At 74.3% G+C, this 23281-nt stretch carries 24 protein-coding genes; 11 read left to right on the forward strand and 13 right to left on the reverse strand.

Features of this window, described 5'->3' with window-relative positions:
• The first annotated feature begins 37 nt into the window (after positions 1-37).
• On the forward strand, positions 38-1753 hold the full coding sequence (locus ACFPBZ_RS07580) for a sensor histidine kinase (RefSeq protein ID WP_378035413.1): 1716 nt from the start codon (positions 38-40) through the stop codon (positions 1751-1753).
• Here the strand turns inward: ACFPBZ_RS07580 and ACFPBZ_RS07585 are convergent.
• Positions 1679-2368, reverse strand: a complete 690-nt coding sequence (locus ACFPBZ_RS07585; protein WP_378035414.1) for a response regulator transcription factor — start codon at positions 2366-2368, stop codon at positions 1679-1681. The two genes, ACFPBZ_RS07580 and ACFPBZ_RS07585, sit on opposite strands and share 75 nt — an antisense overlap.
• A 143-nt stretch (positions 2369-2511) precedes the next feature.
• Between ACFPBZ_RS07585 and ACFPBZ_RS07590 the strand changes: the two genes are divergently transcribed.
• A complete protein-coding gene (locus tag ACFPBZ_RS07590; RefSeq protein ID WP_378035415.1) occupies positions 2512-3939 on the forward strand; it encodes a cation:dicarboxylate symporter family transporter in 1428 nt (475 codons plus the stop codon).
• A gap of 84 nt (positions 3940-4023) precedes the next feature.
• On the opposite strand, the gene moeZ is transcribed toward ACFPBZ_RS07590, so the two are convergent.
• From moeZ to ACFPBZ_RS07605, 3 genes are all read right to left on the reverse strand, one after another.
• A complete protein-coding gene (moeZ, locus tag ACFPBZ_RS07595; RefSeq protein WP_378035416.1) occupies positions 4024-5199 on the reverse strand; it encodes an adenylyltransferase/sulfurtransferase MoeZ in 1176 nt (391 codons plus the stop codon).
• A gap of 70 nt (positions 5200-5269) precedes the next feature.
• Positions 5270-6292 (reverse strand): DUF3152 domain-containing protein, encoded by a 1023-nt coding sequence (locus ACFPBZ_RS07600; RefSeq protein WP_378035417.1) that lies wholly within the window; start codon positions 6290-6292, stop codon positions 5270-5272.
• Positions 6289-7332, reverse strand: a complete 1044-nt coding sequence (locus ACFPBZ_RS07605) for an alpha/beta fold hydrolase (protein WP_378035418.1) — start codon at positions 7330-7332, stop codon at positions 6289-6291. Before ACFPBZ_RS07605 ends, ACFPBZ_RS07600 begins: the two co-directional genes overlap by 4 nt.
• A 207-nt stretch (positions 7333-7539) precedes the next feature.
• On the opposite strand from ACFPBZ_RS07605, the gene ACFPBZ_RS07610 reads away from it, so the two are divergent.
• On the forward strand, positions 7540-8190 hold the full coding sequence (locus ACFPBZ_RS07610; RefSeq protein WP_378035419.1) for a TetR/AcrR family transcriptional regulator: 651 nt from the start codon (positions 7540-7542) through the stop codon (positions 8188-8190).
• Positions 8191-8263: 73 nt separating this feature from the next.
• Here the strand turns inward: ACFPBZ_RS07610 and ACFPBZ_RS07615 are convergent, their stop codons facing one another.
• Together ACFPBZ_RS07615 and ACFPBZ_RS07620 are read right to left on the reverse strand one after the other, a co-directional pair.
• Positions 8264-8494 (reverse strand): DUF3107 domain-containing protein, encoded by a 231-nt coding sequence (locus tag ACFPBZ_RS07615; protein ID WP_378035420.1) that lies wholly within the window; start codon positions 8492-8494, stop codon positions 8264-8266.
• A 123-nt stretch (positions 8495-8617) separates the two neighbouring features.
• The gene (locus ACFPBZ_RS07620; RefSeq protein WP_378035421.1) at positions 8618-9262 is read right to left on the reverse strand and encodes a ferritin-like fold-containing protein; all 645 of its coding nucleotides are present in this window, start codon (positions 9260-9262) and stop codon (positions 8618-8620) included.
• 333 nt (positions 9263-9595) lie between these two features.
• Here ACFPBZ_RS07620 and ACFPBZ_RS07625 point away from each other — a divergent pair, with 333 nt between their 5' ends.
• From ACFPBZ_RS07625 to ACFPBZ_RS07645, 5 genes are read left to right on the forward strand one after another with little or no spacing between them, the layout of a single operon-like run.
• Complete coding sequence (locus tag ACFPBZ_RS07625) at positions 9596-11278, forward strand: DEAD/DEAH box helicase (protein WP_378035573.1); 1683 nt, start codon at positions 9596-9598, stop codon at positions 11276-11278.
• A gap of 7 nt (positions 11279-11285) precedes the next feature.
• Complete coding sequence (locus ACFPBZ_RS07630) at positions 11286-12671, forward strand: Rv3212 family protein (protein ID WP_378035422.1); 1386 nt, start codon at positions 11286-11288, stop codon at positions 12669-12671.
• A gap of 50 nt (positions 12672-12721) precedes the next feature.
• The gene (locus tag ACFPBZ_RS07635; RefSeq protein WP_378035423.1) at positions 12722-13654 is read left to right on the forward strand and encodes an alpha/beta fold hydrolase; all 933 of its coding nucleotides are present in this window, start codon (positions 12722-12724) and stop codon (positions 13652-13654) included.
• Positions 13651-14493 carry an oxygenase MpaB family protein gene (locus tag ACFPBZ_RS07640; protein ID WP_378035424.1) on the forward strand — a complete coding sequence of 281 codons (843 nt, stop codon included), beginning with the start codon at positions 13651-13653 and terminating at the stop codon, positions 14491-14493. Before ACFPBZ_RS07635 ends, ACFPBZ_RS07640 begins: the two co-directional genes overlap by 4 nt.
• Positions 14490-15695 (forward strand): kynureninase, encoded by a 1206-nt coding sequence (locus ACFPBZ_RS07645; protein WP_378035425.1) that lies wholly within the window; start codon positions 14490-14492, stop codon positions 15693-15695. The genes ACFPBZ_RS07640 and ACFPBZ_RS07645 overlap by 4 nt, the downstream gene beginning before the upstream one ends.
• Positions 15696-15711: 16 nt before the next feature.
• Here ACFPBZ_RS07645 and ACFPBZ_RS07650 read toward each other — a convergent pair whose 3' ends face one another.
• Genes ACFPBZ_RS07650 through ACFPBZ_RS07675 form a run of 6 tightly spaced genes read right to left on the reverse strand, consistent with a single transcriptional unit; the run spans position 15712 to position 19194 of the window.
• Complete coding sequence (locus ACFPBZ_RS07650; protein WP_378035426.1) at positions 15712-16155, reverse strand: hypothetical protein; 444 nt, start codon at positions 16153-16155, stop codon at positions 15712-15714.
• Positions 16155-17003, reverse strand: coding sequence for a RecB family exonuclease (locus ACFPBZ_RS07655; protein ID WP_378035427.1), 849 nt, complete (start codon positions 17001-17003; stop codon positions 16155-16157). Before ACFPBZ_RS07655 ends, ACFPBZ_RS07650 begins: the two co-directional genes overlap by 1 nt.
• A 10-nt stretch (positions 17004-17013) precedes the next feature.
• Positions 17014-17877 (reverse strand): PHP domain-containing protein, encoded by an 864-nt coding sequence (locus ACFPBZ_RS07660; protein WP_378035428.1) that lies wholly within the window; start codon positions 17875-17877, stop codon positions 17014-17016.
• A 28-nt stretch (positions 17878-17905) separates the two neighbouring features.
• Positions 17906-18415, reverse strand: a complete 510-nt coding sequence (locus ACFPBZ_RS07665; RefSeq protein ID WP_378035429.1) for a PH domain-containing protein — start codon at positions 18413-18415, stop codon at positions 17906-17908.
• Between the two features lie 42 nt (positions 18416-18457).
• A complete protein-coding gene (locus ACFPBZ_RS07670) occupies positions 18458-18619 on the reverse strand; it encodes a hypothetical protein (RefSeq protein WP_378035430.1) in 162 nt (53 codons plus the stop codon).
• 59 nt (positions 18620-18678) lie between these two features.
• Positions 18679-19194: a MaoC family dehydratase gene (locus tag ACFPBZ_RS07675; RefSeq protein ID WP_378035431.1), complete on the reverse strand. Its 516-nt coding sequence runs from the start codon at positions 19192-19194 to the stop codon at positions 18679-18681.
• A 280-nt stretch (positions 19195-19474) separates the two neighbouring features.
• Between ACFPBZ_RS07675 and ACFPBZ_RS07680 the strand changes: the two genes are divergently transcribed.
• From ACFPBZ_RS07680 to ACFPBZ_RS07690, 3 genes are all read left to right on the forward strand, one after another.
• Positions 19475-20563 carry a magnesium and cobalt transport protein CorA gene (locus ACFPBZ_RS07680; protein ID WP_378035432.1) on the forward strand — a complete coding sequence of 363 codons (1089 nt, stop codon included), beginning with the start codon at positions 19475-19477 and terminating at the stop codon, positions 20561-20563.
• A gap of 80 nt (positions 20564-20643) precedes the next feature.
• Positions 20644-22122, forward strand: a complete 1479-nt coding sequence (locus ACFPBZ_RS07685) for an MFS transporter (protein WP_378035433.1) — start codon at positions 20644-20646, stop codon at positions 22120-22122.
• 61 nt (positions 22123-22183) lie between these two features.
• On the forward strand, positions 22184-22663 hold the full coding sequence (locus ACFPBZ_RS07690; RefSeq protein ID WP_378035434.1) for a hypothetical protein: 480 nt from the start codon (positions 22184-22186) through the stop codon (positions 22661-22663).
• A gap of 25 nt (positions 22664-22688) precedes the next feature.
• Here the strand turns inward: ACFPBZ_RS07690 and ACFPBZ_RS07695 are convergent, their stop codons facing one another.
• Positions 22689-23207: a YflT domain-containing protein gene (locus ACFPBZ_RS07695; RefSeq protein ID WP_378035435.1), complete on the reverse strand. Its 519-nt coding sequence runs from the start codon at positions 23205-23207 to the stop codon at positions 22689-22691.
• Between the last annotated feature and the right edge of the window lie 74 nt (positions 23208-23281).

Consider the following 23281-nt stretch of genomic DNA (forward strand, 5'->3'; position numbering starts at 1 on the left):
GTTGCGCGGACGGGTGGTCGGCGTCACGGTGCTCGGCATGTCCGGTCGCCGTCCTCCCCTCTCGCGGGCGGGCGGGCGCCCCGCCCGGCCGCGCCGGTCGCGGCTGGTCCGCCGCCTGCTGGGGATCGAGATCGTCACGGTCCTCGTGACGGTGCTCATCGCGGCCGGGGTGAGCGCGGTGGGTACGAGCTCGCTCGTGGAGGCCGACGCGACCGCTCGGATGCTCGGGCTCGCCCGCACCGTGGCCGCCGCCCCGGGGGTGGCCCCGGCCGTCGTCGCCCGGGACGTCGCCACGCTCCAGCCCGCCGCGGAGCAGGTGCGGACCACCGCCGACACCTCGTTCGTCACGATCATGACCCCGGACGGCACGCGCCTGACCCACCCCGACCGCTCGCTCATCGGCGCGACCTACCAGGGCACGTTCCTCCCGGCCGCCCGCGGCGAGACGGTCGTCGAGACCTTCCCGGGCACCCTCGGGCCCTCGGTGCGGGCGATCGTGCCGGTCCGCGGCGGCGACGGCGCGGTCGTCGGGATGGTGGCGGTCGGGCTGCTGCAGGTCGACGTGGCCGGCCGGGTGCTCCGCGAGCTCGGGTTCCTCGCGCTCGGGGCGCTCGTGGCGATCGGGCTCGGGGTCGGTCTCGCCGTGCTCGCGGCCCGGCGGGTTCGCCGCGACACCCTCGGGCTCGAGCCCTCGGAGATCACGGCCCTGCACCGCCACCACGAGGCCGTCCTGCACGCGATCCGCGAGGGCCTGCTGGTCCTGGACGCGGACGACCGCATCGTCGTGGTCAACGACGAGGCGGTGCGCCTGCTCGGTCTCCCGCCGGACACCGTCGGCCACACCCTCGCCGAGCTCGGCGTCGACCCCGCGCTCGCCGCACGGCTGGCCGACCCCAGTCCCGTCGCCGACGAGACCCTGCTCGTCGGGGAACGGCTGCTGCTGCTCAACCGCACCCGTGCCGGCGAGGCGAGCGGAGCGACGGGGGAACGGGGCCGCTCGTGGGTGCTCACGCTGCGGGACCGCACGGAGGTCGAGCAGGTGATGCGTGCCCTGGACGACGCCCGCTCGGTGGCCGGCGCGCTGCGCTTCCAGGCCCACGAGCACGCCAACCACCTGCAGGCCGTCTCGACGCTCATCGAGCTCGGCGCCCACGACGACGCCCGCGAGCTCGCCGTGCGCTGGAGCCGCGACATCGCCGACCTCGGCGTCGACCTGCGGGAGCGGATCGCCGACGCCGGGCTCGCGGCGCTCGTGCTCGACAAGGCCACCGACGCCCGCGACCGCGGGGTCGACCTGCGGGTGACCGCGGAGTCGGCGCTGGAGGTCCCGGAGGGCTCCGACGACCTCGTGACCATCGTCGGGAACCTGCTCGACAACGCCCTCGACGCCGTCCTCGACGGACCGGGGCGCGGCACCGTCGAGCTCGACCTGCGCGAGGGCGCGGGGGCCGTGGCGATCCGGGTGGCCGACGACGGCCCCGGGCTCGCCGACCCCGACGCGGCCTTCACCCCGGGCTGGTCGACCAAGGGCGGTCGTCCCGGGGGCCGGGGGCTCGGGCTGGCCCTGGTGGCGCGGGTGGTCGAACGGCGGGGCGGGACGGTGACCACCGGCCCCGGCATCGACGGCAGCGGGACGGGCTTCGTCGTGACCCTGCCGCGCGGGAGCAGCTCAGGCAGCTCAGGCGGACTGCGCGGCGAGGCGGTAGCCGACGCCGCGCACCGTGACCACGAGCCCGGGGGCGCCCAGGCGTGAGCGCAGGGCCGCGACGTGCACCTCGAGCGTGCGCCGGCCCGCGTCCGCGCCGGCGTCGTCGGGGGCGAGGCCCCACACGTCGTCGAGCAGTTCCTCCCGCGTGACCACCCGGCCCTCGCGGCGGGCGAGCGCGGCGAGCAGGTCGAACTCCTTGCGGCGCAGGACGACCTCGGCGCCGTCGATCCGCACCTCGCGGGCGGCGAGGTCGATCTGCATGGGCCCGACCGTCACGGCGGAGGCGAGCGCGTGGCCGGCCGAGCGGCGCATCACGGCCTCGATCCGCGCCAGCAGCTCGTCGATCGAGAAGGGCTTGACCACGTAGTCGTCGGCCCCGCTGCGCAGGCCCATCACGCGCGCGCTGTCGTGGCCGCGGGCGGTGACGGCGATGATCGGCACGGAGGACAGGCCGCGGATGCGGCGGCAGACCTCGATGCCGTCGAGGTCGGGCAGGCCGAGGTCGAGCAGCACGAGGTCGGGCGGGTCGGCGGTGTCGGCGACCCGCTCCACGGCGGCCACCCCGGTCCCGGCCGTGGCGACCCGCCAGCCCTGCGCGCGCAGGACCTTCGCCAGTGCCTCGCGCACGGCCTCGGTGTCCTCGACCAGCAGCACCTTCATGGTTGGCTCAAAGATTCCTCAAGTTCATGGTGCGCGACCTGTGCCACACCGTCGGGCCGTCCCTAACCTCACAGCACCGGATGAGACCTGCGCCACCCCTGGGGCCGGGTCGGCCGCCACACCGCCCGAAATAGGAGACATCGATGTCGACGACCGCCGAGGCCGCCCCGGCCGATCCGTCACCGCCCGCCAAGCGCCGGGGAGGTGTCTACAAGCAGCTGTGGTTCTGGGTGGTCGTCGGCATCACCGCCGGCATCGTCGTGGGTCTGGCGGCGCCCGGCTTCGCCTCCGACCTCAAGGTCCTGCCCGACATCTTCATCCAGCTCATCAAGATGGTGACCGCGCCGGTCATCTTCTGCACCGTCATCGTCGGGATCGCCTCGATCGGCAGCCTCGCCTCCGCCGGCGGGATCGCGGCCCGGGCCCTCGGCTACTTCCTGCTGATGACCGTCATCGCGCTCGGGCTCGGCCTGGTCGTGGTCAACATCGTCAAGCCGGGCGCCGGCTTCCCCCAGATCCCGCCGGACCCGTCGACGCTCGCCGAGGCCCAGGAGGACGTGGCCGCGGGCTCGAAGGGCGGCGGCGCACTCGACTTCATCCAGAACTCGCTGCTGCCGGAGAGCTTCCTCGGCCCGTTCGTCGAGAACGAGATCCTGCGCGTGCTGGTCCTCGCGATCCTCGTGGCCGCCGCGACCTCGATGTTGGCCCCGGCCCTGCGCAAGCGGGTCGTCGGCGGGATCGACCTCATCGCCAAGGTCATCTTCGGCATCATCCGCATGATCATGTTCCTGGCGCCGCTCGCGGCCTTCGGCGGCATCGCCTACACCGTCGGCGCCCTGGGCGGGGAGAGCCTCACCAACCTGCTCTCGCTGATGGTCACCTTCTGGGCCACCTGCGCGCTCTTCGTCTTCGGCGTGCTCGGCGTCGTCTGCCTGCTGTCCGGCTTCAACGTCCTCAAGCTGATCCGGATGATCAAGGACGAGATCCTCATCATCGTCGGGACGTCGTCCTCGGAGACGGTGCTCCCCCGCCTGCTCGCCAAGCTCGAGGCGGCCGGCGCCTCCCGCTCGACCGTCAGCATGGTGCTGCCGACCGGGTACTCGTTCAACCTCGACGGCACCTGCATCTACCTGACGATGGCCGCGCTGTTCATCGCCCAGGCCGGCGGGCAGGACCTCCCCTGGGGCGTCCAGCTGGGCCTCGTGGCGCTGATGCTGCTGACCTCGAAGGGTGCGGCCGGCGTCTCGGGCGCCGGCCTCATCACCCTCGCGGCCTCGCTGCAGGCCTTCGGCGGCGAGTTCTACACCGTCGAGTCGATCGCGATCGGCATCGCGATCATCGCCGGCATCGACCGCATCATGAGCGAGGGCCGCGCCCTCACGAACGTCATCGGCAACACGGTCGCCGTGATGGTGGTGGCCGGCTGGTGCGGCGAGCGCGACGACGTGAAGTTCAAGGCCGCGCTGGACGACCCGTCGCTGGTCCGCGACGCGATCGAGCAGGAGACCCAGGGCGGCGAGGACCTCGACGCCGAGGAGAAGGACCGGACGCCGGTGGGCGCCTCGGCCTGATCCCGCCCGGCCCGTCGGAGAACGACCGACGGCCCGTTCGTCACCAGAAAAGGTGACGAGCGGGCCGTTCGTCCGTTCCGGGGATCAGTACGTCGGCAGCGAGGTGTCGACCTGCTGGGCCCAGCCGGTGACGCCGCCGCCCACGTGCACGGCGTTGGAGAAGCCGGCGTGCTGCAGGGCGGAGAGCGCCTCGGCGGAGCGGACGCCGGACTTGCAGTAGAGGATCGTCTGGCGGTCCTGCGGGATCTCCGCGAACGCCTCACCCGAGAGGATCTTGTCCTTGGGGATGAGCTTCGCGCCCGGGATGCGGACGATCTCCCACTCGTGGGGCTCGCGGACGTCGATGAGCTCGAACTTGTCGCCCGCGTCCATCTTCTCCTTGAGCTCGACCGCCGTGATGGTGTGGCCGGCGGCCGCCGACTGCGCCTCGTCGGAGACGACGCCGCAGAAGGCCTCGTAGTCGATGAGCTCGGTGATCTCGACGGCGTTGGGGTCGCGACGGATCTTGACCTCGCGGTACTCCATGTCGAGGGCGTCGTAGACCTTGAGCCGGCCGAGCAGCGTGTCGCCGATGCCGCAGATCAGCTTGATCGCCTCGGTGACCATGATCGAGCCGATCGACGCGCAGAGCACGCCCAGCACGCCGCCCTCGGCGCACGACGGGACCATGCCCGGCGGCGGGGGCTCGGGGTAGAGGTGCCGGTAGTTGAGGCCCTGCCCGTTCGGGGCGTCCTCCCAGAACACCGAGACCTGGCCCTCGAAGCGGAAGATCGAGCCCCAGACGTAGGGCTTGCCGAGCAGCACCGCCGCGTCGTTCACCAGGTAGCGCGTGGCGAAGTTGTCGGTGCCGTCGAGGATCAGGTCGTAGTCGCGGAAGACGTCCAGCGCGTTCGACGAGTCCAGCGGCTGCTCGTGCAGGTTGACGTGCACGAACGGGTTGATCTCGGCGACCGACTCCTTGGCCGACACGGCCTTGGGCTTCCCGATGTCGGACTGGCCGTGGATCACCTGGCGCTGCAGGTTCGACTCGTCGACCACGTCGAAGTCGACGATGCCGAGCGTGCCGACACCGGCGGCGGCCAGGTAGAGCAGCGCCGGGCTGCCGAGGCCGCCGGCCCCGACCACCAGGACCTTGGCGTTCTTGAGGCGCTTCTGACCGTCGACCCCGACGTCGGGGATGATCAGGTGCCGCGAGTAGCGGGCGACCTCCTCCTTCGTCAGCTCGGCGGCCGGTTCCACCAGGGGCGGCAGGGATGCCATCGCGCGTCCATCTCCTTCGTCGACTACCTCGCCACGATTCAACCCCACGGCCGCGGCGCGTGTTCCCGCCTCAGCGACCCGTGGGGTTCGGCCAGGCGTTCGGCCGGCAGACCTTGCCGTCGCGGGGGATCTGGATGCCCTGCGGGTTCGAGTCGGTGAGCTGGGCGAGGTAGTCGTTCGACACCCCGAAGCTCTGCTGCATCATCACCGGCGCCAGCTCCCCGGCCGCCGGGCACGGCACGTGCTGGTTGCGGAACACGTGCCCGACCTCGTGGTTGATCGCGTACTGCCGGTAGAGGCCCAGCTGCCCCTCGAAGGCGGCCGCGCCGCGCACCCAGCGCGACCCGTTGATCAGCACCCGCCCGATGTCGGACTTCCAGCACGACGCCTCGTACCGGATCTGGTAGCCGCACTGCGCGCGCGTGGTCAGCTGCGAGGTGAGGCTGATGCGGAAGTCGGGCACCACGCCGGAGGTCGCGTCGACCCGGCGCAGCGCGATCTGGCCGGTGCCCGCCCAGCTGCGCGGGTCGTCGAGGGTCGCGTCGACCGCGGTCGCGAACGCGCCGTCGCCCTCGGCCAGCGTCGCGCCGTCCTCGATCTCCACGGTGTAGGTGTAGACGCGCCCGACGCCGACCTGCGGCGTGGTGCCCGGCACCACCCGCCACGTGCCCGCGCCGGAGACCGGGAAGTCGCCGCCCGCGGGCAGCTCGGCGGTGGGGATGCTGACGCCCGCGTAGTCCCCGCCGAGCGGGGCCTCCCCGACGACGGGGCCCTGCTCGGCCGCCGCGGCCGGCGAGCGGACGTCGGTGGTCTCCGCGCTCGGCGCGAGGGCGCGCACCACGACGAAGCCGGTGAGGGCGAGCAGGACGACGCCGATCGCGACGAGCGCGCCCCGGCGCGAGCGGGGCGCGGGGGCGGCCGGCGCCCGCTCCGGGCTCCACGACGCGGCGAGGGGCTCGCCCCGGCGCCGCCGCGAGCGGGCCGGGCGCTGGTCCTCCGGACGCCGGTCGTCGGGCGCGTCCGCGCCCCGCGGAGGCCGAGCCTCGCCGTGCTCCGTCCCCGACGGGCGCGACGAGCCGCTCGGTCGGGTCACTCCTGCACGGTCCCACACACTTCGGACGTGCCCCCGACGGTGTCCCACGAACCCGCGGCCACGGCATCGGCCATCCCGAGGACCGCCCGCGCGACCAGCTCCGGGCGCTCCATCTGCGCCACGTGCCCGGTCCCGGGCAGGCGCAGGAGCCGCGCCCGCGGGATCGTCGCGACCGTCCGCCGCGCCTTCCGGACCGAGATCAGCCGGTCCTGCTCACCCCACACGACGAGCGTCGGGCAGCTCACGCGGGCGGCCGTGGCCCAGAGCGAGCGCGAGCGCGGGGCGAACCAGGTGCCGACGAGCCCGCCGAAGGAGCGCTGCAGCGCCTCGGCCAGCCACGGGTAGGCGGCCCGCTCGGTCGCCTCGGTCACGGCCTGGGCGAACGCCGCGGGGCTCACGGCGTCGGGGTCGGCGTAGCAGAGGGCCATGGTGCGGCGCAGCCGTGTCCCGGGGTCCTCGGCGGCCAGTTCCCGGCGGGTGCGGGCCCCGACCAGCGGGATCGCCGCGAGCGCCATCTTCCCGTCGCCGAGGCGCGCGGGCGCGGGCCGCAGGTCGGGCATCGCCGGGCTGACCAGCGTCGTCGTCAGGATCTTCGCGGGCACCTCGGCCGCCACGGTGAGCGACACCGCGCCGCCGAGGGAGTTCCCGACGAGGTGCACGGGCCCGTCGAGCCCGTCGACGTAGGCGGCCACGGCGTCGGCGTGGGCACGCAGCGAGTAGTCCCGGTCGGGACGCGGGGAGGAGTGCCCGAAGCCGGGCAGGTCGACGGCGTGCCCGTGCCAGCGCGACGACAGCCCGCCCGCGAGGTCGGTCCAGTTGGTGGCCGACCCCCCGAGGCCGTGGACGTAGACGACGGTGCCGGTCGCCTCGCCGACCGCCGGGGTCTCCCGGACGTGCAGCTCGATCCCGTCCGCCACCACCCGGCGGCCGGGCCAGTGCGGCGTCGGGGCGCCGATCGGCCCGAGGGCGCGCGTCGGGGCGAGCGGCACCGTCCACCCGCCCGTCACCGGCTGGCCACCGCGCGGCACCGTGATCGTCACCCGACCAGGATGCCCGGTGTCCGGCGGGTGAAGCGAACCCGACCCCGAGGTGTCCGCCGCGCGACGACGCGCGGACGGTCCGTGACGGACGCACGGGGACCGGACGATCGGTAGGGTCGCCGGGTCAGGGCCCGTGCTCACCGGGACGGGTGCCCACGGTCACGCGACCGACGAGCCGGTGACGAGCGGGAGAGCGGGGGACGGGCGATGAGCGAGCCCGGACGGATGGCGGGTGCGCCCACGGCGCCGTCGGGAGCGGGTCGCCCCCGGATGTCCCGGTCGCAGCGACGCGCGCAGCTGCTGGCCGCCGCGCGGTCGGTGTTCGGCGCCCAGGGCTACCACGCGGCGGCCATGGACGAGATCGCCGAGCGTGCCGGCGTCAGCAAGCCGGTGCTCTACCAGCACTTCCCCGGCAAGCTCGACCTGTACCGCGCGCTCGTCGACACCGCGGCCAACGAGATGGTGCGCACCGTCCGGGCGGCCATGCGCTCCACCACCGACAACAAGGCCCGCGTGCACGCGGCGGTCCAGGCCTACTTCGACGTGGTGTCGTCCCGCGACGGCGCGATGCGCCTGGTCTTCGAGACCGACACGCGCGCCACCCCGGAGATCGCCGAGATCGTCGACCGGGCGACGTCGGACTGCATCGACGCGGTCACCGAGGTGGTGACGGCGGACGCGGGGCTCGAGCCCGAGCGGGCGCGGCTGCTCGCGGTCGGGCTGGTGGGGCTCTCGACGACGGCGGCCCGCTACTGGCTCGACGCCGGCCTGCAGCCCCCGCGCGAGGACGCGATCGCCCTCATGTCGACCCTCGCCTGGCGCGGGATCGGCGGCGGGTTCCCCCGCCAGGAGCACTAGACCGAGTCACCCCGCCGGGCGACACCCGAGCCCGGCCGGGGGCCCCGCGGGACCCCCGGTCGAGCGGGGGATCTCAGCTGCCGACACCGAAGCCGACGCGGCGCACCTCGGACGGCGCGATCTCCACGTAGGCGATCCGGGCGGCCGGGATGAGGTAGCGACGGCCCTTGTCGTCGGTCAGCGACAGCGTGCTGCTGCTGCCCGACAGCGCGCCGTCGACGAGCTCCGTGACCTCCTCGGGCGTCTGAGCGCTCGAGACGACGAGCTCGCGCGGGCTTTCCGCGACGCCGATCTTGACCTCCACGCGACCCTCCGGTCCTTATCGACTGCCCCCCGATACCGGCGGGCGACCGCAGGTTAGTGCAGATCGACCACCCGGGAGGGCCGGGCTCGCTGAGGGCGAACGCGCGACGGGCCGGCGCCCGGATCAGAGCCCCAGCGCCGTCACCCGCCGGTTGTGCGCCGACTTGAGGCGCTTGAGCACCACGGAGCGCGTCGACGTCGTGTCCTCGGGGACCACCGCGGCGAGCCCGGGGTACTCCTGCAGGGCCGCCGTCACCGCGGCGAGGGCCTCCCCGAGCAGGCGACGGGCCCACATGGCCAGGCGCGCGTGCACCTGCGGGTCGGCGCACGCGGCGTGGACGCGGGCGTCGACGAAGGCGTCGTGCCCCGCGTCGGCGATCACCTCGCGCACCAGCTCGGCCTCCGGCCCGGTCAGCCCCTCGAGGGCCTCGGCCTGCAGGTCGGTGACGAGCCCGCGCCCCAGCCGGGTGGCGACGAGGGCCTCGGGCCAGTCCCGCGGCTCCACGGTGCGCAGCAGCCCGTCGACGCGCTCGACGAACGGCGCCATCGCGTCGAGGACGTCGACCCCGCGGCCCGCGAGGTGGTCGCGGACCCGCACGTAGTGGTCCATCTCGACGGCGGCGAGCGTGGCGAGCTCGGCGCGCCCGGCCAGGTCGGGCGCCTGCTGCGCGTCGGCGGCGAGCCGGCTGAACGCGCAGAGCTCCCCGTAGGCCACCAGGCCGAGGAGGGCGACGGCCTCGTCCTGCACACCGCTGGGATCACCGCTCACGGCGGCCACCCTAGGGGTGAACCGGGCGCGCGACGTGGTGGTGCCGACCGCACGCGGGACCGACGGGTACCATGGCGACTGGTCCGAGCCGGTGACGCCCCCTCAGACCGATGTGGCCCCGCCGGGGCCGCTCCCCCACGCACTCCGTCGCCGGCTCCGGCCTCCCGCGGGCGTGCGGCCGAGAGGTACCCACCACCCGGAACCGCCACCGCGGGACGCACCAGAGCGCGCGGGCGCCACGTCGGCTCTCCCGCCCCGGTGCCGGCCCCGCCGGCACCGTCCCGACCGGGCATCGCTGCCCGGGACCGGGAAGGCGGTCGAGCCAGCCGGCACATCTCGCGTGCACGAGCCGCGAGGAAGGCAGCCCGCTTGAACACCACCGAGAACGATCCCGCACCCGCCGACGAGGGCGACCTCGGCACCACCGCCGTCGCCACCACCACGACGTCGGACAGCTCCCCCACCTTCGCCGAGCTCGGCGTGGCCCCGGAGATCGTCGAGGCGCTCGCCGCGAACGGCATCGAGCGCACGTTCGCCATCCAGGAGCTGACGCTGCCGCTGGCACTCGCCGGCGAGGACGTGATCGGCCAGGCGCGCACCGGCACCGGCAAGACGCTGGGCTTCGGCGTCCCGCTGCTCCAGCGCCTCGGCGTCCCCACCGAGGACGGCACGCCCCGCGCGCTCGTCGTGGTCCCCACCCGCGAGCTGTGCGTGCAGGTCGCGAAGGACCTCGAGGGCGCCTCGAAGGGCCTCGGCACCCGCGTCGTGTCCATCTACGGCGGCCGCCCCTACGAGCAGCAGATCGCCGCGCTGCAGTCCGGCGTCGAGCTCGTCGTCGGCACCCCGGGCCGGCTGCTCGACCTGGCCCAGCAGGGCCACCTCGTGCTCGCCAAGGTGGGCGGGCTGGTGCTCGACGAGGCCGACGAGATGCTCGACCTGGGCTTCCTGCCCGACGTCGAGCGCATCCTGTCGATGCTCCCGGCCACGCGCCAGACGATGCTGTTCTCCGCGACGATGCCCGGGCCGATCATCACGCTGGCCCGCACGTTCCTCACGCAGCCCACGCACATCCGCGCCGAGCAGGTCGACGCCAGCGCGATCGGCGAGCGCACCGCCCAGTTCGTCTACCGCGCCCACGCGATGGACAAGGTCGAGATGCTCGCCCGCACCCTCCAGGCGACCGACCGCGGCCCGACGATGGTGTTCACCCGCACCAAGCGCACCGCGAGCAAGGTCTCCGAGGAGCTCGCCGAGCGCGGCTTCAAGGTCGGGGCCGTGCACGGCGACCTCGGTCAGGGCGCCCGCGAGCACGCGCTGAAGGCGTTCCGCACGGGGCGCATCGACGTCCTGGTCTGCACCGACGTCGCCGCCCGCGGCATCGACGTCACCGGGGTCACGCACGTGATCAACTACCAGTGCCCCGACGACGCGAAGACCTACATCCACCGCATCGGCCGCACCGGCCGCGCGGGGAAGACCGGCATCGCGATCACGCTCGTCGACTGGGACGACCTGCCCAAGTGGAAGGTCATCTCCGACGACCTCGAGCTCGGCGCGCCGCACCCGCCGGAGACCTACTCCAACTCGCCGCACCTCTACCGCGACCTCGGGATCCCCGACGACGCCACGGGGCGCGTCGCCCGGCGTCGCCGCCCGGCCGAGGAGGAGGACGAGAACGCCCCCGCCGAGCCCGAGGCGACGGTCACGACCGAGGAGCCGAAGCGGCCCCGCCGTTCCCGCGCCCGCACCCGCCGCCGCGGCGGCGAGGTCGTCTCCGGGTCCGAGGAGGCCGGCGACGGCGACGAGGCGTCCGACGACGCCGGTCCGGCCGCCGACGCGGTCGCGGCGCCGACCACCGGGTCCGACCACGCCGAGTCCGCCGACGGCGACGCCGAGGGCGCGTCCGACGGCGACTCCGGGGGTCGACGCCGCCGCCGCCGTCGCGGCCGCGGCAGCCGGGGCGGCTCCACGGCCGGGACGGCCCCGGAGACCGCCGCGGTGGGCGCAGAGGACTGATCGGTCGGTGAGTGCCCCCGCGCAGCACGAGCGGCCGCCCGGGTCGGGCCCCGCGCCCGCACCCGGGTCGCCGCCGTCCTGGCGGGACACCTGGTTCCCCCGTCCCGAACGGCGCCGGCGCACCGACCTCGTGGTCATCGCGCTGATCGTGGTCGCGGCCGTCGTCGGGACGGTGCTCGTCCTCAACGCGGGCGACGAGTCGTCGACCTCGCTCACCCAGGCCCCGACCCCGCTCGCGCCGGTGGCGGAGGGGCCCGTGCCCACCGCGCTCGCCGAGGCGTGGCGGGCCGCGAACCCGGCCGGGGCACCCCCCGGGCCTGGGCTCCTCGCGGGCCCGGCCACCTCCGGGCCGGCCGTGGCCACCGGGCGCACCGACGCCGGGGGCAGCGTCGTGTCCGGGCTCGACGCGGCCACCGGCACCGTCGCGTGGGAGTACCGCCGGCCCGCCCCGCTGTGCGCCCTCGACGCCGCCTTCGGCGAGATCGTCGCGATGTTCTCCACCTCCTCGCCGGTCGGCACCTACTGCAGCGAGGTCACGACGTTCGACCCCTCCAGCGGCGCCCGGGGCCCCACCCGCACCTCCGACGTCCGCCCCGGCACCCGGCTGCTCGCCGACGGCTCCCACGTCACCGCCACGGGCCGGGACTACCTGGAGACCTGGCGCGACGACCTCGTCGCCACCCTCGAGTACGGCACGCTCCCCACCCCCGTGCAGAGCACCCCGCAGGCCCGCGCGACCTGCCCGCACGTCTCGGTGGCCGCGGGCGCCGACTCGGTCGCCGTGCTGGAGCGCTGCCCCGCCGAGCCGTCCGACCGGCTCTCCGTGATCTCCTCCACCCCCGCGGAGTACGACAAGCCCGAGGACCGCTTCAGCGTGCTGTCCGGGGTGACCGGCGGACGCCTCGTCGCGACCGGCGAGAGCCGCACCGCCCTCGAGGCCCCCGACGGCACCCTGCGCGTCTACGACACCGCGGGGACCCCCGTCGCCACGGTTCCCCTGGGTGGCGCGGCCGGACGCCTCCCCGACGCCGCCACCACCGACCCGGCCGGTCAGTCCAACGGCGTCCGGCTCGCCGGGCCGGTGCTGCTGTGGTGGACCGGCACCGCGACGCTCGGGCTCGACCCCGGCACGCTGCTCCCCCGCTGGACCCTGCCCGGCACGCTCGGGCCCGGCGCGGCGGTGCCCACCGGCGTGCTCGGCGCGCCGACCACCGTGCTCGTCCCGGTGCCGGCCGGGCTCGTCCCCGTCGACGCCGCCACCGGCGCTGCCCGTCCCGTCCTGCCCGTCGACCGGCGGGCCGACCCGGCCGGCCCGGTGGGGGTCGCGGTGGTCGGGTCGACCGTGGTGGAGCAGCGCGGGGCCACGGTCGTCGGGCTCCGGCCGCCTGCTTAGACCCGCGCATTCACCCCGGCGCACCCCCGGGATGGGGCAGACTCCTCCGGGTGAGCGGCGACCCTCTCCCGGTGCGGGTCGCCGACCTGCCCGTCGCCGCGCAGCTGACACCGCACCGCGCCCGCCGGGTCGACCTCCCGGGTCCGGCGGGACCGATCGCCGCCCTGCGGGCCGAGGCACGCCCGCGCACCCCCGACGAGACGTGGGACGCCGTGGCGCTGCTCGTGCCCGGCTACTCGGGCTCGAAGGAGGACTTCGCGCCGCTGATCGACCCGATCGCCGACGCCGGGATCGGGGTGCTCGCGATCGACCTGCCCGGCCAGTTCGAGTCCCCGCCGCTGCCCGGCGAGCTCGACCACCGCTCGGGCCCGCTCGGGGCGCTCGTCGCCGACCTCGTGCGGGCCGAGGTCGGCGCCGGGCGCACCGTGCTGCTCCTCGGCCACTCCTACGGCGGGCTCGTCGCGCGGGCCGCCGTCCTCGCCGGGGCGCCCGTCCGGGGACTGACGCTGATGGACTCCGGCCCCGGCGAGCTGCCCATGGGCCCCCGGCGGACCCGCCTCGACGTCCTCGAGCCGGTGCTGCGCCGCCGCGGCCTCGAAGCGGTCGTGGCGCTGCGGGAGGAGGCGGGCGACTGGGACCTCGTCGCGCCCGCCGTCGCCGGCTTCCTGCGCCACCGCCTGCTCTCGTCGTCGACGGTCGCGCTGCTCGGGATGGGCGACGCGCTGCGCAGCGAGCCCGACCGGGTGCCGGAGCTGGTGGCGACGCTGCGCGGGCGCCGGCTCGCCGTGCTGGTGGTGTGCGGCATGTACGACGACGCCTGGCCGGTCACCACCCAGCGCACCATGGCCGACCGGCTCGAGGCCGAGTTCGCCGCGGTGGCCCGCTCGGTGCACGCCCCCAACGTCGAGAACCCGGCCGCCCTGCTCGACGTCGTCGTCCCCACGTGGCGCACCTGGCTGCGGGAGGACACCCTGGAGGGATGACGGAGATCCCGGCCGACCCGGCCCTCGGCTACTTCGGTCCGGGGAGCGTGACCTGGAAGGTCATGGCCGACCCCGCGGCCGGTCCGGGCGGGATCGCGGCCCTGTTCACCCAGGCCCTGCACCCGCGGGCGCTGGCCGGGGTCGACCAGCACTCCGACTTCCACACCCAGTTCTGGCCGCGGCTCATGCGCACCGCCGAGTACGTCATGACCGTGACGTACTCGCCCCGGGAGAAGGTCGACGCGATCGCCGCGCGGGTGCGCGCCGCCCACCTCGACGTCCGCGGCGTCGACCCCGTCACCGGCCGCACCTACTCCGCCTCCGAGCCCGACCTGCTGCGCTGGGTGCACGTCACCGAGGTGACGGGCTTCCTCGAGGCCGTCCGCCGGGCCGGCAGCGGGCTCACCGACGACGAGGCCGACCGCTTCCTCGCCGAGCAGGTCCGCGCCGCCGAGCTGCTCGGGGCCACCGACGTCCCGGCCTCGCGCGCCGAGGTGGCCGACTACTTCGAGGCGGTCCGCCCGGAGCTGCGCGCCTCCTCGACGAGCCGTCGGGGCGTGCTGCGCCTGCTGGCCCCGCCGATGCCCGCGAAGGTCGCGCTCGCCACGCCCGCCCGGCCCGCGTGGGCGGCGCTCGGCGTCCTCGGCTTCGCGCTGCAGCCCCGCTGGGCGCGCCGCCTGCACGGCATGCCGGGCCTGCCCACGACCGACCTGGCCGCCGGGCTCGCGCTGCGCGCCCTGCGCGGCGGCATGCTGTCGCTCCCCGAGACCTGGCAACGCGGCCCCGTGGCCCGCGAGGCGCTGGCGAAGGAGAAGGACCTGCTCGGCGGCGCGGCGTGAGCTCCCCCGATCCCGCCGGCCTCCGCGCCCGGGCCGCGCAGCTCGACCGCGACGACCCGCTCGCCGACTGTCGCGACCGGTTCCTCGTCGACCCCGACGTCGTCTCCTACCTCGACGGGAACTCCCTCGGCCGCCCGCTGCGGGTCACCGCCGGGGCGATGACGCGGTTCGTCGAGCAGGACTGGGGCGGGCGGCTCATCCGGGGCTGGGACGAACAGTGGGTGGCGCTGCCCACCGAGCTGGGCGACCGGCTGGGGGCGCTGCTCCTCGGCGCCGCCGCGGGCCAGACGATCGTCGGCGACTCCACGAGCGTCCTGATCTACAAGCTCGCCCGCGCCGCCGTCGACGCCGCCCCGCCGGAACGCGACGAGATCGTGCTCTCCGACGACGACTTCCCCACCGACCGCTACCTGCTCGAGGGCGTCGCCGCCGAGACCGGCCGCACGCTGCGCTGGATCCCCACCGACCGCGCCGGCGGCGTCTCCCCGGAGCAGGTGGCCGAGGTCGTCGGGCCGCGCACCGCCCTCGTCGTGCTCTCCCACGTGACCTACCGGTCCGGGTTCCTCGCCGACGCCGCGGCGATCACGCGGCTCGTGCACGACGCCGGGGCGCCCGTGTGCTGGGACCTCTGCCACTCGGTGGGCTCGGTGCCGGTCGAGCTCGACGCGTGGGGCGCCGACCTCGCCGTCGGGTGCACCTACAAGTACCTCGGCGGCGGCCCCGGTTCCCCGGCCTTCGCCTACGTCGCGCAGCGCCACCACGGGGTGCTGCGCCAGCCCGTCCAGGGCTGGTTCGGCCGCTCCGACCCGTTCGCGATGGCCGCCGGGTACGAGCCCGCGGCCGGCATCCGCCAGTTCCTCTCCGGCACCCCGCCGGTGCTCGCCACCGTGCCGCTGCAGGTGGGGCTCGACCTGTACGCGGAGGTCGGCATCGACGCGGTGCGGGCCAAGTCGGAGGCGCTGACGGCGTTCGCGGTGGAGATCGCCGACGCCCTCGCCCTCGAGGTCGCCTCGCCCCGCGACCCGGCCCGCCGCGGCGGGCACGTCACGCTCCGGCACCCGGACGCGAAGGCGGTCGTCGCGGCGCTGTGGGAGCGCGGGGTCATCCCCGACTACCGGGCACCCGACGGCATCCGGGTGGGCCTGGCGCCGCTGTCGACGTCGTTCGCCGAGGTCGCGGAGGGCCTGCTGGCCCTCGGCTAGTTCCGTTGCCCGAGAGCTAGGCCCACCAGTAGACGGCGAGCACCGCCAGCACGATCACCGGGACCGCACCCGCGGCCACGGTCGCCGCCCACACCGGGGTCCGCCGCGACGCCGCGATCCCGGTGGCCGTGAGGGCCGCCCCGGCCCCCACCAGGTGGCCGATCAGCGTGGACACGCCGGGCCCCACCGCCGAGAGCACGAGCGGCGCCACGATCACGGCGATCGCGAGCACCATCAGCCCACCGGTCAGCACCCGGGAGACCTCCACGAGGCGGTGCAGCGCTGTCGGGCGGTGCTTGCCGATGGGCCGGCCGAACGCCCCGGTCCGGGGGTTCGACGAGCCCACGGGCACCGTCGGGACCGCCCGCAGCGGCCGCGCCGGGGTGGGGGTGAAGGCGTGGTCCATGGCCTCGACACCGTACGGGGGCGTCGGCTCGTCCTCGGGGTGCACCGCCGCCATCAGGAGGCCTCGTCGAGGGGGGCCAGCAACGCCCACGACGGCAGGGTGGCCGAGGCCGCCCGGCCCGTCGGGCACGACCGCCGGAAGTCGCACCGGGCGCACTGGCCGCCGGGAGTCGGGGGGAACAGCGCCTCGGCGTCGCCGCCCGCCGCGAGCGCCGCGGTCGCGTCCGCCATCTCCCGGGCCGACTCCTCGGCCCGCCCGCGGTGCCGCGCGAGCGAGGCCTCGTCGTGCTCGGCCACGGCGACCGTCCCGGACGGCAGGTGGTGCAGCTCGACGCGCCGGCACGCTCGGCGCAGCGTGCGCGCCGCAGCCAGGGCGTAGAGCGCGAGCGCGCGCGACCCGCGGGCGTCGTCGGGCCCCGGGACGCCGCGCCCGGTCTTGTAGTCGACCACCACCGCGTCGTCGTGCGGGCCGGCGTCGATGCGGTCGACGCGGCCCTCCGCCACGATCCCGCCCACCGGCGCCGCGACCCAGCGCTCGATGCCCAGCGGTTCGCCGACCTCGGTCTCGGCGACATAGCGCGCCACCCAGTCCTGGGCGCGCTCGCGGTGGGCCGCGGCCTGGCGGTCGTCGCGGAACCCCTCGCTCGACCACAGTGTCCCGACGAGGCCCGCGGCGCGCCCCGGCGATCGTCGGGCCGGGGGCATCTCGTAGACCGCGCGCAGCGCGTTGTGGACCACCGCGCCGAGCGTCGCGTGCGCCCACGCGCCGCCGCGGGGCGGGGTGGGGCGGTCGAGGTAGGCCATCCGGTAGCGGCGACGACAGTCGTCCCAGGTGGCGAGGCGGGCGGGGGTGACCTTGACCAGGGGAAGGGGCATGTCCTGGAGACTCAGCTGCCCGCTCATCGGTTCCAGTCTAGGTACCGCCGGTGATCACCCGTGCGCCGGTGGCCCGGGCCAGGAGGGCGTCGAGCTGGTCGGGCGCGGTGGTCTCGGCCGCGATCGGGATCGTCTTGTTCTCGCCGTGGTAGTCGCTGGAGCCGGTCACGACGAGGCCGAGCTCGCCCGCGAGCCCGCGCAGCCGGTCGCGGTCGGCGGGCGTGTGGTCGCGGTGGTCGACCTCGATCCCGGCGAGGCCCCGCTCGGCCAGGTCGGCGATCACCTCGGGCTCGATCACGTCGCCGCGCAGCCGGGCCCACGGGTGCGCCCACACGGCGACGCCGCCCGCCGCGCGGATGGTGTCGACCGCCTCGGCGATCGGGGTGTCGGCCTTCGGCTCGTAGAAGCGCCCGCCCTTGGCCAGCAGCGACTCGAACGCCTCCCCCACCGACCCGACGACGCCGAGCTCCACCAGCGCGCGGCCCAGGTGCGGCCGGCCGATCGGCGCGTCGGGGTCGAGGCGGGACTCGAGCTCGTCGGGGTCGACGCCGTACCCGGCGTCGGCCATCCGCTGGGCCATCACCCGGATCCGGCGGCGGCGCTCGACCCGCAGGCGCTGCTGGTCGGCGAGGACCGCCGGGTGCCCGGGGTCGAACAGGTAGCCCAGCAGGTGGGCCGGCACCTCGCCGCCGCGGCCGTCGGGACTCGTCGTCGAGAACTCCGCGCCGCGCACGAGCCGGACCCCCGGGGGCACGGCCGCGGCGGCCTCGGCCCAGCCGGCCGTCGTGTCGTGGTCGGTGAGCGCGAGCGTGGTGACGCCCGCCGCGGCGGCCAGCCGGACGACGTCGGCCGGGGCGTCGGTGCCGTCCGAGGCGCTGGAGTGCAGGTGCAGGTCGATCATCCGAGCCCCGTCGCTGCGCTCGCCCTGGTCACGGGCGGGACGGCGTCTGGCGCTTCTCGCCGAACACGAGCTCCGAGATGGCCTCGTAGACCTCGTCGGGGTCGGGCATGTAGGTGATCTTGTTGAGGGCCTGGATCTGACCGGCCGACTCGATGACCAGCGTGCCGAACCCGAACACGCGGCCCGTGAAGGAGCGCTCGAACGTCAGGTCGGTGACCTTGCCGAGCGGCATCATGCCGACCTTGTGGGTGAACACGCCCTCGGCGAGCATCACGCGCTTGTCGGTCATGACGACCTTCTCGACCCACCACTCGGCGACCTTGTAGCAGGCCTTGATCAGCACGAGCAGCGCCGCGTACCAGAGCATGTTGTCGAGCACGGGACCGTCGGGGAGCACGTAGGCCGCGACGCCGAGGATCGTCATGAGGACGGCCGCCTGGACGACCTCGCTGACGATGAACACCCAGTGCCGGCGGAAGCGGATGACCCGTCGTTCCGTGGGCAGGACGTACTCGTCGATGTCGCGAGGTGCCAGCACGGCGGTCCTCCCCTCCGTCCGCGTCAGCCTATCCCGTGGTGGTCACGAGAAGAGGGAACGGAGGAAGAGGACCACCGAACCGGCCGCATCCTCGAGGAGCCCGAGGATGTCGAGGACGAAGTCCGCCGACCCCCGGGGCTGGGAGATCACGAAGAACAGCGCGAAGATGACGCCGATCGCGATACCCAGCTTCTTCACGTCCACGTCGCCCGACCCTAGGCAGACCGGGTGACCGGCCCCGATCGACACGCCGAGGGGCGTCGTCAGCGGTCCTGCGGCACCGGCCGGTTCGGCTGCTCGAGCTGGAACTGCTCCTCGGGGCTGTCGGCCACCGGGCGCTTCGGCACCATCACCTTGCGGCGGTAGATGCACACGACGACGCCGTCCTGGTTGTAGCCGATGGTCTCGACCTGGACGATGCCGCGGTCGTTCTTCGACGACGACTCCTTCTTGTCCAGCACCGTCGACTCGCCGTAGATCGTGTCGCCGTGGAAGACCGGCTTCACGTGGCGCAGCGACTCCACCTCGAGGTTCGCGATCGCCTTCCCCGAGACGTCGGCCACCGACATGCCGAGCAGCAGCGAGTAGACGTAGTTCCCGACGACCACGTTGCGTCCCTGCTGCGTGCCCTCGGCGTAGTGGCTGTCGAGGTGCAGCGGGTGGTGGTTCATCGTGATGAGGCAGAAGAGGTGGTCGTCGTACTCGGTGACCGTCTTGCCGGGCCAGTGCTTGTACGTCGCCCCGACCTCGAACTCCTCGAAGTACCGACCGAACTGCACGTGTCCACTCCCTGAACGTCGTCGACCTCATGGCGTCCGGGCGTGGGTTCGCCCCGACGAAGTCGTAGGATGGACCATTGGTGCAGCGCGCGGACCAGCGCGGATGCGTGAGCCGTACGACATGGATCGTGTCAGGAGGTGGACGTGGACCAGACCGAGCAGGCAGCTGACACCCCGGGCGGAAGTACCGGCCGCGTCCCCTCGTCGTGGGTCACCCCCCGCTGACGCAGGTGACGCGGAGAGTCGCCCTCCGCCCCTCCCCACCATGACGAGGCCACCCATGCCCGCTCTCCCCTCGCTGCGCACGGCCACCCGTGCCCGCCGCCCCCGCGCCCTCGACAACGGCGTCCACGTCCCGCACGTCCCGATCTCGGCGTTCGTCGTCGACTGCGCGGTCTACGTCGACGGGCACCGCCTCGAGGGGCGCTGGAACCACCGCGAGGCCATCACCGAGGTCCGCCGCCGCGGCGAGGGCTTCGTCTGGGTCGGCCTGCACGAGCCCGACGCCGAGCAGATCGACGACATCGCCGAGGTGTTCGGGCTCCACCCGCTCGCCGTCGAGGACGCGGTGCACGCCCACCAGCGCCCGAAGATCGAGCGCTACGACGACATGCTGTTCTCGGTGTTCAAGACGATGCGCTACGTCGCGCACGCCTCGCCGACCACGGCGAACGAGATCGTCGAGTCGGGCGAGCTGATGTGCTTCGTCGGGAAGGACTTCGTCGTCACCGTGCGCCACGGGCAGCACTCGGGGCTGCGCCGGGTCCGCCGGATGCTCGAGGGCGACCCGGAGCACCTGGCCCAGGGCCCCGCCGTGGTGCTGCACGCGGTGGCCGACCACATCGTCGACGCCTACCTCGACGTGTCGGCCGCGGTGGAGGGCGACCTCGACACCATCGAGGCCGAGGTCTTCGCCCCGCACTCCGAGCTCGGCGCCGACCAGATCTACCTGATGAAGCGCGAGGTGCTCGAGCTGCGCCGCGCGGTCGCGCCGCTGGTGGCCCCGCTGCGCCGGCTCACCGAGGGCTACTCCCCGATGATCCCCACCGAGGTGCGCAGCTACTTCCGCGACGTCGACGACCACCTCGTCACGGTCTCCGAGCGCGTCGCCCAGTTCGACGAGCTCCTCACCACGCTCGTCGACGCGGTGCTGGCCAAGATCACGCTGCGCCAGAACAACGACATGCGCAAGATCACCGCCTACGCCGCGCTGCTGGCGGTCCCGACGATGCTCGCGGGCATCTACGGCATGAACTTCGACTACATGCCCGAGCTCCACTGGAAGTTCGGCTATCCGCTGGTGATCCTCGTGATCATCACGATCTGCGCCTGGCTCTTCCGGACGTTCCGCCGCAACCACTGGCTCTAGGGCTCCGCCCTTCGTGCGTGCACACTCGGGCCGCCGCCCGTAAATCTTGCGTAGGCACACTAGGTGCGTAGGCTTCCTCCATGACGAGCGCGGTGGAGCGGCCGGTCCGTTCCCTCATCCCGGCCCGGATCGACCGCCTGCCGTGGTCCCCGTTCCACACCCGCATGGTGGTCGCCCTCGGCACCTGCTGGATCCTCGACGGCCTCGAGATCACGATCGCGAGCAACGTCGGCGAGAAGCTCACCGACGCCGACCGCCTCGGCCTCTCGACCACCGCGGTGGGCTTCCTGGCCACGGCCTACCTGCTCGGCCAGGTGGTCGGCGCCCTGGTCTTCGGCAACCTCTCCGACCGCCTCGGCCGGCGGCGGCTGTTCTTCATCACGCTGGCCATCTACTTCGGCGGCAGCGCCCTCACCGCCTTCACTCTCGGCTCCGGGGCCCTGTCGCTGACCTTCCTCTACGCGACGCGGTTCATCGCGGGCGCCGGGATCGGCGGCGAGTACGCCGCGATCAACTCGGCCATCGACGAGCTGATCCCGGCCCGGTACCGCGGTCAGACCGACATCGCCGTCAACGGGACGTACTGGGCCGGTGCCGCGATCGCCGCCGCGATCCAGGTCCCGCTGCTCTCGGGCGCCATCAGCCCCGGCCTCGACTGGCGCGTCGCGTTCCTCATCGGTCCGGTGCTGGCGATCGTGATCGTCGTGCTCCGCCGGGCGGTGCCGGAGAGCCCGCGCTGGCTGATCATGCACGGCCGGGGCGACGAGGCCGAGCGGTCGATCGACTACATCGAGCGCGAGGTCGCGGCGACGGGCAAGGAGGTCGAGCCCGTCGACGATAGCCGGGCCCTGGAGATCACCCCGAGCCCGCAGACCGGGTACGTCGCGCTGCTCCGGGTGCTGTTCCGGACCTACCCGGGCCGCTCCACGCTCGGTGCCGTCCTGATGATCACCCAGTCGTTCCTCTACAACGCGATCTTCTTCTCGTACGCGATCGTGCTGGCGAACTTCTACCTCGGCCCCGACGCGGACACCTCGCTCTACTACATCCCGTTCGCCGTCGGGAACTTCCTCGGGCCCCTGCTGCTCGGCCGGTTCTTCGACACCGTCGGGCGCCGGAAGATGATCGCCGGCACGTACCTGCTGGCCGGCGGGCTCCTGGTGATCAGCGCGTTCCTGTTCCGGGCGGGCGTGCTCACCGCGACCACCCAGACGATCGCCTGGTGCGTGATCTTCTTCTTCGCCTCCGCCGGGGCGAGCGCCGCCTACCTCACCGTCAGCGAGATCTTCCCGATGGAGGTCCGCGCGAAGGCCATCGCGGTGTTCTTCGCGATCGCCCAGGTCTTCGGGTCGGTGGCACCGCTGGTCTACGCGGCGATGATCGGGCCGAAGGACGCCCCGAGCGGGACGGGCCTGTTCTACGCCTACATCCTCGGTGCCGTGGTGATGATGATCGGCGGCGTGGTCGCGGCAGTCCTCGGCGTCGACGCCGAGCAGAAGTCGCTCGAGGACGTCGCCATCCCGCTCTCGGTGGTGCGGGCGTCGGGGTCGGGGGCCTGACGCTCCTCCCGACGATCGCCCGGCGCGCGGGGCCGCGCCCGGCGGGGCAGCATCACCTCCCGTGACCAGCCTCGCCGGGCCCGACCAGCCCGTCCCGCCCGGGTGGCGGACCCACCAGCACGTGCAGCGCTTCGTCACGCCGGCGCCCCGGGAGCGGGTGTGGGCGTGGCTGGTCGACCCGGCCACGTTCACCGACACCCAGATCCCGCCGTGGCGCGTCGAGTTCCTCGGCGGCGGGTTCGACGAGGGCACGGTCACCACCCACCACGGCCCCGGCCTGCACCTGCCCGGCGTCCTCGGCGAGATCCGCGACGGCGAGTACCGCGACCTGCAGTACCTCTACGGCGCCTGGGCCGTCTCGTTCCGGCTCCTGCGCCCGACGCGCCTGCAGATCGCCGTGGCCGACGCGCCGGGCGGCACCGAGGTGGAGGTCAGCATCGACGCGCACGTCCACCCGCGGATGCTGCGGCTCTGGGCGCTGTCCCAGCGGCTGTTCTGGCGCCGGTTCGAGACCTGGACGGGGCGCGCGGTCGCCGCCTGAGCGGCGCCCGGGCCTCGTCGGGCCGCTACGTCTGCTCGGTGCCGATCGCGAGCTTGGCCAGCATGTCGCGGGCCTTCTCGGCGTTGCGCGGCTGGCAGAGGACGTCGTAGCGGCCGGCGACCATCTGGCTGGCCGAGGTGAAGTCCCGACGACCGCGCGAGGCGCCGTAGGTGATGGCGCCGGACACGACGCCGAACACGATGCCCATGCCGAGGCCGAGCAGGATCGCACCGAACGACCCGTTGGCGCTGAACAACGACAGGATCACGCCGACGAACAGGCCGAGCCAGGCGCCGGACGCGGCGCCGGTGGCGAGGACGCGGCCCCAGGTCAGCCGGCCGATGACGCGCTCGACGAGCATGAGGTCGACCCCGACGATGGTCACGTCGGCGACGGGGAAGTCGTTGTCGGCCAGGTGGTCGACCGCGCGCTGGGCCTCCTCGTACTTGGCGTACGACCCGATCGGCCACCCCGAGGGCGGCTCGGGCAGGTTCGGCAGCCCGGGAGCGGCTCCGGGGCGGCTCCCGAGGAACGGCGAGCTCACGATTTTCCTCCGCTGACTTCTCGACCTCCGGAACGAGGTCCGAGCATCCTGTCAACGGTCGGACCGGGTGGAAA

The sequence above is a fragment of the Actinomycetospora atypica genome (assembly GCF_042653685.1).
In the GTDB taxonomy this organism is placed as follows: domain Bacteria; phylum Actinomycetota; class Actinomycetes; order Mycobacteriales; family Pseudonocardiaceae; genus Actinomycetospora; species Actinomycetospora atypica.